The sequence below is a fragment of the Acerihabitans sp. genome, from assembly GCF_036398755.1.
Lineage (GTDB): Bacteria > Pseudomonadota > Gammaproteobacteria > Enterobacterales > Enterobacteriaceae > Acerihabitans.
Window position 1 is genome coordinate 20,229 of sequence record NZ_DASWOM010000047.1, and the last position, 7,069, is coordinate 27,297.

Here is a 7,069-nt window from a genome sequence, read left to right on the forward strand (position 1 = left end):
AAATAAGCACGATGTGGGGGTGAAGGCGGCGGGACTCCGGCGTTTCACGATGAAACGCCGCGCTAAGGCAGTGATTTATAGCGGGGTGGATGACGCGGGACATTGGGAGCAGGGCGCCGCCCTTGAACGGCGGCGGGGCGGTTACGCGCCGTCGCCGTAGACCTTATCTTTATATTCACAGAGATCTTCAATCAGGCAGGCGCCGCAGCGGGGCTTGCGCGCGACGCAGGTGTACCTGCCGTGCAGGATCAGCCAATGGTGGCAGTTAACGACAAATTCCCGCGGCACCACCCGCAGCAATGCCTGCTCCACCTCCTCGACGTTCTTGCCCGGAGCAAAACGCGTCCGGTTGCACACCCGGAAAATATGGGTATCCACCGCAATGGTCGGCCAGCCAAACGCGGTATTGAGCACCACATTGGCGGTTTTGCGCCCGACCCCCGGCAGGGCTTCCAGCGCCGCCCGATCTTGCGGCACCTGGCCGTGGTGAAGTTCAGTCAGCATCCGGCAGGTCTTGACGATATTTTCCGCTTTACTGTTAAACAGGCCGATGGACTTGATATAGGACTTGATGCCGTCCACGCCCAAGGCCTGCATGGCCTCTGGGGTGTTGGCCACCGGGAACAGTTTGGCGGTGGCCTTGTTAACGCTGACGTCGGTGGCCTGCGCCGACAGCAGCACCGCGATCAGCAGTTCGAAGGGCGAGGCGTAATGCAGCTCGGTGGTGGGGTCGGGATCGTTGGCGCGCAGACGGCTCAGGATGGCCAGTCGTTTGATTTTATTCATCAGGCTACACCAGCCCGGTGTGCTACGCCGTCCGCCACCGTCCGCCGCTGGCGGGTTTTGATACGCTGGTCTATCAGGTACTTGGCGGCCAGCATAAATCCCAGGCCGATAAACGCGCCCGGCGGCAGCATGGCCAGTAAAAACGGGCTGTCCAAATGGAATACTTCGACGCGCAGTCCCTTGGCCCAGCCGCCCAGCAGCAGGTCGGCGCCGTCGAACAGCGTGCCGTTGCCCAGCACTTCGCGCATGGCGCCCAATACCAGCAGGGCGCAGGTCGCGCCCAGTCCCATGGCCGCGCCGTCCAGGGCCGACAGGGCCACCGGATTGAGCGAGGCATAGGCCTCCGCCCGTCCCACCACGATGCAATTGGTGACGATTAACGGAATAAATATCCCCAGGGACTGATACAAGCCGAAGGCGTAGGCGTTCATCAGCATTTGCACGATGGAGACCACGGCGGCAATGATCATGACATAGATGGGGATGCGGATCTCGGCGGGCACCCAGCGGCGGAAAGCGGAAATCCAGCCGTTGGTGCAGGCCAGCACCAGCGTGGTGGCCAGTCCCAGCCCCAGCGCGTTGGTGACGGTGTTGGACACCGCCAGCAAAGGGCATAATCCTAATAATTGCACCAGAGCAGAGTTATTGGTCCACAGGCCCTGGCGCAGCAAGCGTCCGGCTTCACTCATCGTCGTTATCTCCGCAGCGGGGCAAATGGTCAATTTCACCCGGCATCATCTTTAAATATCCGGCGGTGCGCTTTACCGCGTTCACCACGGCGCGCGGGGTAATGGTGGCGCCGGTGAACTGATCAAACTGGCCGCCGTCTTTTTTTACCGCCCAGCGTTTATCGAGCGGCGAATCGACTTTTTTTCCACTGAACCGGGTGATCCAATCGGAGATGCGCAGCTCGATTTTATCGCCCAGTCCCGGCGTTTCATGGTGTTCGGTAACCCGGGTACCCAGCACGTTGCCGGCAAAATCCGCGCCGACCAGCAGCTGGATGGCGCCGGAGTAGCCGTCGGGCGCGGTGGATTCGATGGCCGCGGCCACCGGTCTGCCGTTTTTGCGCGCCAGGTACACGCGGTGCGGATGCGCGCTGCCCAGGAGATCGTCAACCACCAGATAGCATTCGCCCAGCATATCATTATCATGCAGCTCCGGCGGCACGACCTGATCCAATAATTGCTGTTGCTGCAACACGGCCTGCCTGGCGATGCCCGGTTCGGTCAGCCCATGCACCAGCGCCGTCAGGCCGGTGGTGAGCGCGGCGAACAGCGCCAGGGTAATGCCGTGTTTGCGCATCATCGTGAACATCGGCGCTCCTTAGCGATGGCCGTAAACGCGGGGTTGCGTAAAATAATCGATCAGCGGCACGCAAATATTGGCCAACAGCACCGCAAAGGCCACCCCCTCGGGATAGCCGCCATAGGTGCGGATAACCCAGGTCAGCAGTCCCGTCAGGGCGCCGAAAATCAGCCGTCCTTTAGCCGTCGTGGACGCGGTCACCGGATCGGTGGCGATAAAAAAGGCGCCCAGCATGGTGGCTCCGGAAAGCAGATGCAGCAATGGCGGCGCGCTGGCGCGCGGGTCAAGCCACCAGCCCAGGCTGGCGCAGAGCATCAGCGCCGCCAGGAAGCTTACCGGGATATGCCAGCTAATCACCTTGCGCCAAAGCAGATAAAGGCCGCCGGCCAGGAAACCGAGATTGGCCCATTGCCATCCCAACCCACCCATCAGACCGTTATACACGGGTTGCGCAAGCAGTGTCAGCGCATCCGTCCCGCCGCGCAGGCCGGTTTTGATATTATCCAGCGGCGTCGCCTGGCTTAGGCCGTCGAACCCGGCGCGCAGCTGCTGCACGTCCAGGCCGCCCGGGGTATGGCCGGCAAATATCAGCCACAGCTGGTCAGTCAAGGTGGCCGGCTGCAGCCGAAGCCCGGTTTCCGGCAGCCAACTGGTCATTTGCACCGGGAAAGAGATCAGCAGCACCACATAGCCTACCATGGCCGGGTTAAACGGATTTTGTCCCAAACCGCCGTACAGCTGCTTGGCGATGATAATGGCGAACGCCGTCGCCAGCACGATCATCCACCAGGGGGACAGCGGCGGCAGGCTCAACCCCAGCAGCACGGCGGTCAGCAGCGCGGAGTTGTCGGCCAGCCGCGGTCCGACCGGCTGGCGGCGCAGCGCCAGCACCGCCGCCTCGGCCGCGCAGGCGGTCAGCGCGGCCAACAGGATTTGGATCAGGGTGCCGTAGCCGAAAAAACAGCTCAGAGCCAGCAGGCCCGGCAGGCAGGCCGCCATAACCTGCAGCATGATGCGCCGGGTGCTTTGCCTGTTGTGGGTGAAAGGAGAACTTGCGATCCTGAAAGCCATTTATTCCTCGTGGGACTGTAGGGTTGCCCCGGCGGCGGCCTTGCGGGCCTTGACCCTGGCAATGGCGGCCGCCACCGCGGCTTTGCGCGGATCCGCGGCGCCGACGGCCGCTTCCTGCGTCGCCGGGATGATGTCAGGACGGGCCGGGGCGGTTAAACCGGCCGCAGAGGTAATATCGCCGACGGGCGTTTCTGTGACATTGTCACTTGATGTTGACGGCTCAGCGGGGATTCTACGCGCCTTGACGCGGGCAATGGCCGCCGCAACCGCCGCTTTCCGCGCATCCGGCATCATTTGCCCGGCGGTGACCGATAGGGGCGAGGACGCCGGCAAGACGGCAGCGGCAGTCGGTTCAGGGGTTTTTTCCGCCGCCACGGCGTTATGGCCGGCGTTGGGCAAAGGGTGTTGCGCCGCTTTGATCATCGGCTCGTCGCGTGCGTCAAGAGTGACGGCGGCCTGCCGGTGGCGGTCTTCCCGCAGCAGCTTTTCGCGCTCGCGCCGCGCAAGCTTGGCCTCGAAGCGCGCCTTGGCCGCCTGCGCGCGCCGCGCGTCCAGATCCAGTGCGCGGATCTCGGCCTTTTCCTGGCGGTAATAGCGCACCAGTGGAATATTGCTGGGGCAGACATAGGCGCAGGCGCCGCATTCGATGCAATCCGCCAGATGATGGCCCCGGGCTTTTTCGTGTTCCCGTCCCCGGCTGAACCAATAGAGTTGCTGGGGAAGCAGGCCGGCGGGACAGGCGTCCGCGCACAGGCCGCAGCGGATGCAGGATTGCTCCGGCTCCGGTTGGCTCATCTCGCTGCCCGCGGGCGCCATGATGCAGTTGCTGATCTTGACGATGGGCACATCCAGCCGCGGCAGCGTAAAGCCCATCAGCGGCCCGCCCATGATAACCAGTTGCCCCGGCTGCGGTGTGAAGCCGGCGTCGCGCAGCAGATGGCCGACCGGCGTGCCGAGACGTCCCCAGACGTTGCCGGGACGCTTAAGCGCGTCGCCGGTCAGCGTCACCACCCGTTCGGTAAGCGCCTCGCCGTCAATGATGGCCCGCTTGACGGCGAAGACGGTGCCGACATTCAGCATGACGATGCCGATGGCGGCCGAATGTTGGCCGAACGGCACTTCATGGCCGGTCAGGATTTTGGTCAGCTGCTTGGCGCCACCGGACGGATATTTGGTGGGGATAACGCGCAACGGGTAGCCGGCGCCGTCAGCAAGGGCGGCGGCCATCGCCGCGGCGGCGGCCGGCTTGTTGTCCTCGATGCCGATGATGACCCGCGCGGGGCGCAGGATATGGACCAGCACATCGATGCCGCCGACGATCTCGGGCGCGTGCTCCTGCATCAGCCGATCGTCGGCGGTAATATACGGTTCGCATTCCGCGGCGTTGATAATCAGGGTATTTATCGCGCCCGGTCCGCCCTGGAGCTTGGCCGCGGTCGGAAAGCCGGCGCCGCCCAGACCGGCGATACCGGCCTGGTGGATGCGGTTAAGCAGATATCCCGCGTCGTGCCGACGGTAATCCGCCAGGGGCTGGCGTTCGCACCAGCGGTCCTCGCCGTCGGGGGCGAGGATGACGCTTAGCTCCGCCAGCGCCGACGGATGGGCGGTGATGTGCGGCGCAATGGCCTGTATCGTCCCCGACGTGGGGGCATGCACCGGCAGGGTCCGCCCCCGGCCCCGGGTCAGCGGCTGTCCGCGCAGCACCCGGTCGCCCGCGGTTACGCACAGCTCGCCCTCCGGCCCCAGGTGCTGCTTAAGCGGAATGACGCATTGATCCGGCAGCGGCGGGCGCCGCAGCGGCACGCCGTTTGACTGTGTTTTCATTTCCGGCGGACGAATGCCGCCGGGAAAATCCCAGAGGCGTTCTGCGCGCTGCGCGGCAAATAGCTTAAACATGTTGCTCCAGCGGGATTTGGCGGACGGGTATGGTATTCAGATCCCATTTCCAGTTCTCGGTGGAGACCGCCACCGGCCGCATCTCGATACAGTTGGTGGGACAGGGGGCGACGCAAAGATCGCAACCGGTGCACAGATCGCTGACCACGGTATGCACCGCCCGGGTGGCGCCGATAATGGCGTCCACCGGACAGGCCTGGATACATTTGGTGCAACCGATGCAATTGCCCTCGTCTATCCAGGCCACCGTCGCCGCCGGGTGGCCTGTCGCCTCGTCGTCCAGGTATTGCGGGTCGATATTCATCAGTCCGGCGATTTTAAGCATCGTTTGCTCGCCGCCGGGGGCGCATTTGTTGATTTTCTCACCCTGGCCGGCCACCGCTTCGGCATAGGGGCGGCAGCCGGGGTAACCGCACTGGGCGCATTGGCTTTGCGGCAGCAGCGCATCGATTTGCCCGGCCAGCGGATCGCCTTCCACCCTAAAGCGCAGGGCGGCGTAGCCGAGCAAGGCGCCCGCCACCAACGCCAGGGCGCTTAGCGATGCGATAGCCCACCATAATGACAGCATCAGAATTTCACCAGGCCGGTAAAGCCCATAAACGCCAGCGACATCAGGCCGGCGGTGACCAGGGCGATGGATGATCCCTTGAACGGCGCCGGCACATCGGCCACCGCCAGGCGTTCGCGAATGGCGGCGAACAGTACCATCACCAGTGAAAATCCCGCCGCCGCGCTAAACCCGTAGACCGCGGATTGCAGAAAGTTGTGGTTAAGGTTGACGTTTAGCAACGCCACGCCAAGCACCGCGCAGTTGGTGGTGATAAGGGGCAGGAAAATGCCCAGCAGCCGATACAGCGAAGGACTGGTTTTGCGCACCACCAGTTCGGTGAATTGCACCACCACCGCGATAATAAAAATAAATGACAGGGTGCGCAGATAGGTCAGGTCAAGCGGCAGCAGAATAAAATCATTAATCAGCCAGGAAAAGACCGAGGCCAGCGTCATGACGAAGGTGGTGGCCATGCCCATACCCATTGCCGTTTCCAGTTTTTTGGACACACCCATAAAGGGGCAAAGCCCAAGAAATTTAACCAGAACGAAATTATTCACCAGCATGGTGCCGATAAACAGTAACAGGTAACCATTCATAGCCGTACCTATTTGAAAAGAAGCGACGTATTATCCGGCATCAGGTCCGTTTCAACAACATAGTAATAATAGGGTTATTCTAAGGGCGCGGGAACCGGCGGCGGAAGCGCCGTCAGGACTGGATAAAGGTGTTTTTGACCCGGCGCGAGCGTTTGATATAAGGCACCATGGTCGCCGCGGCCAGCAGGGGCCAGAACAGGATGCGCAGGGCCAGTTCATCGGTGACCGGCGAAAAGGCGAAGGCCTTGAGCGCCAGCAGCACGCCCGCCATCAGCCAGAGAATGAATACCTTGGGAAACCGGGCCGAACGGCGCAGCAGCAGACGCAGCGTCCAGAAGGTAAAGCCCCACATCACAAGCGTGGTGGCCATCGACGCATACCATTGCAGGGTAAAGATCGCGGCGATGGTGGCGCTGTCCGCCGACGGACGCTGCAGCAGGGCCAGCAGGAAAATCACCGTCATCAGACTGGCGCTGAGCAGGGCCATGATCAGGTAGGCCACCGGCAGCCATAACCAGCCGCCGATGCGCGGCGGGGTGCTTGCCGTGCTCAAACGACATACCGCCAGACAGACTTCGGCACCTGGCCCAAATCAAACAAGCGTCCGCCGGAGACCAGCTCGGCCCGGCGATGATCCGCCGCGCGGTACATATTGATGATCTCCGCGTCGTCGACCAGGGAATAATTAAGATGATCGAACAGTTTTTCCAGGCTTTCCGGCGTGCTGACACGGCGGAATGTTAACAAATAGTCGTAGGCAGTCATGGTTGGGCATTCAGGGAAGGGAATAATAGCAAGGTAGTATATTCACTGCGGTCGGGGTGTCTAGATATTACTGGGTTAAACATGAAAAAACGCG

Annotated in this window: 9 protein-coding genes; all 9 read right to left on the reverse strand. The window is 62.4% G+C overall.

Annotated features, from left to right (window positions below; genetic code table 11):
- Nucleotides 1-141 precede the first annotated feature (141 nt).
- The gene (gene nth / locus VGC33_RS08400) at nt 142-786 is read right to left on the reverse strand and encodes an endonuclease III (RefSeq protein WP_331120302.1); all 645 of its coding nucleotides are present in this window, start codon (nt 784-786) and stop codon (nt 142-144) included.
- Nucleotides 786-1,475 carry an electron transport complex subunit E gene (gene rsxE, locus VGC33_RS08405; protein ID WP_331120303.1) on the reverse strand — a complete coding sequence of 230 codons (690 nt, stop codon included), beginning with the start codon at nt 1,473-1,475 and terminating at the stop codon, nt 786-788. Before rsxE ends, nth begins: the two co-directional genes overlap by 1 nt.
- Nucleotides 1,468-2,103 (reverse strand): electron transport complex subunit RsxG, encoded by a 636-nt coding sequence (rsxG, locus tag VGC33_RS08410; protein ID WP_331120304.1) that lies wholly within the window; start codon nt 2,101-2,103, stop codon nt 1,468-1,470. Before rsxG ends, rsxE begins: the two co-directional genes overlap by 8 nt.
- 9 nt (nt 2,104-2,112) lie before the next feature.
- Nucleotides 2,113-3,165, reverse strand: coding sequence for an electron transport complex subunit RsxD (rsxD, locus tag VGC33_RS08415; RefSeq protein ID WP_331120305.1), 1,053 nt, complete (start codon nt 3,163-3,165; stop codon nt 2,113-2,115).
- Nucleotides 3,166-5,061 (reverse strand): electron transport complex subunit RsxC, encoded by a 1,896-nt coding sequence (rsxC, locus tag VGC33_RS08420; protein WP_331120306.1) that lies wholly within the window; start codon nt 5,059-5,061, stop codon nt 3,166-3,168.
- Nucleotides 5,054-5,629, reverse strand: a complete 576-nt coding sequence (rsxB, locus tag VGC33_RS08425) for an electron transport complex subunit RsxB (protein WP_331120307.1) — start codon at nt 5,627-5,629, stop codon at nt 5,054-5,056. Before rsxB ends, rsxC begins: the two co-directional genes overlap by 8 nt.
- Nucleotides 5,629-6,210 carry an electron transport complex subunit RsxA gene (gene rsxA, locus VGC33_RS08430; protein WP_331120308.1) on the reverse strand — a complete coding sequence of 194 codons (582 nt, stop codon included), beginning with the start codon at nt 6,208-6,210 and terminating at the stop codon, nt 5,629-5,631. Before rsxA ends, rsxB begins: the two co-directional genes overlap by 1 nt.
- A gap of 112 nt (nt 6,211-6,322) precedes the next feature.
- Complete coding sequence (locus VGC33_RS08435) at nt 6,323-6,763, reverse strand: DUF2569 domain-containing protein (RefSeq protein ID WP_331120309.1); 441 nt, start codon at nt 6,761-6,763, stop codon at nt 6,323-6,325.
- Nucleotides 6,760-6,975, reverse strand: coding sequence for a transcription modulator YdgT (gene ydgT / locus VGC33_RS08440; RefSeq protein WP_331120310.1), 216 nt, complete (start codon nt 6,973-6,975; stop codon nt 6,760-6,762). Before ydgT ends, VGC33_RS08435 begins: the two co-directional genes overlap by 4 nt.
- Between the last annotated feature and the right edge of the window lie 94 nt (nt 6,976-7,069).

Excerpts from the sequence above, each read along its gene's own strand:
- rsxG (WP_331120304.1), bottom strand. The coding sequence starts at position 2,103 with ATGTTCACGATGATGCGCAAACACGGCATTACCCTGGCGCTGTTCGCC.
- rsxA (WP_331120308.1), bottom strand. The coding sequence starts at position 6,210 with ATGAATGGTTACCTGTTACTGTTTATCGGCACCATGCTGGTGAATAAT.
- rsxE (WP_331120303.1), bottom strand. The coding sequence starts at position 1,475 with ATGAGTGAAGCCGGACGCTTGCTGCGCCAGGGCCTGTGGACCAATAAC.
- rsxD (WP_331120305.1), bottom strand. The coding sequence starts at position 3,165 with ATGGCTTTCAGGATCGCAAGTTCTCCTTTCACCCACAACAGGCAAAGC.
- ydgT (WP_331120310.1), bottom strand. The coding sequence starts at position 6,975 with ATGACTGCCTACGACTATTTGTTAACATTCCGCCGTGTCAGCACGCCG.
- rsxC (WP_331120306.1), bottom strand. The coding sequence starts at position 5,061 with ATGTTTAAGCTATTTGCCGCGCAGCGCGCAGAACGCCTCTGGGATTTT.
- nth (WP_331120302.1), bottom strand. The coding sequence starts at position 786 with ATGAATAAAATCAAACGACTGGCCATCCTGAGCCGTCTGCGCGCCAAC.
- rsxB (WP_331120307.1), bottom strand. The coding sequence starts at position 5,629 with ATGCTGTCATTATGGTGGGCTATCGCATCGCTAAGCGCCCTGGCGTTG.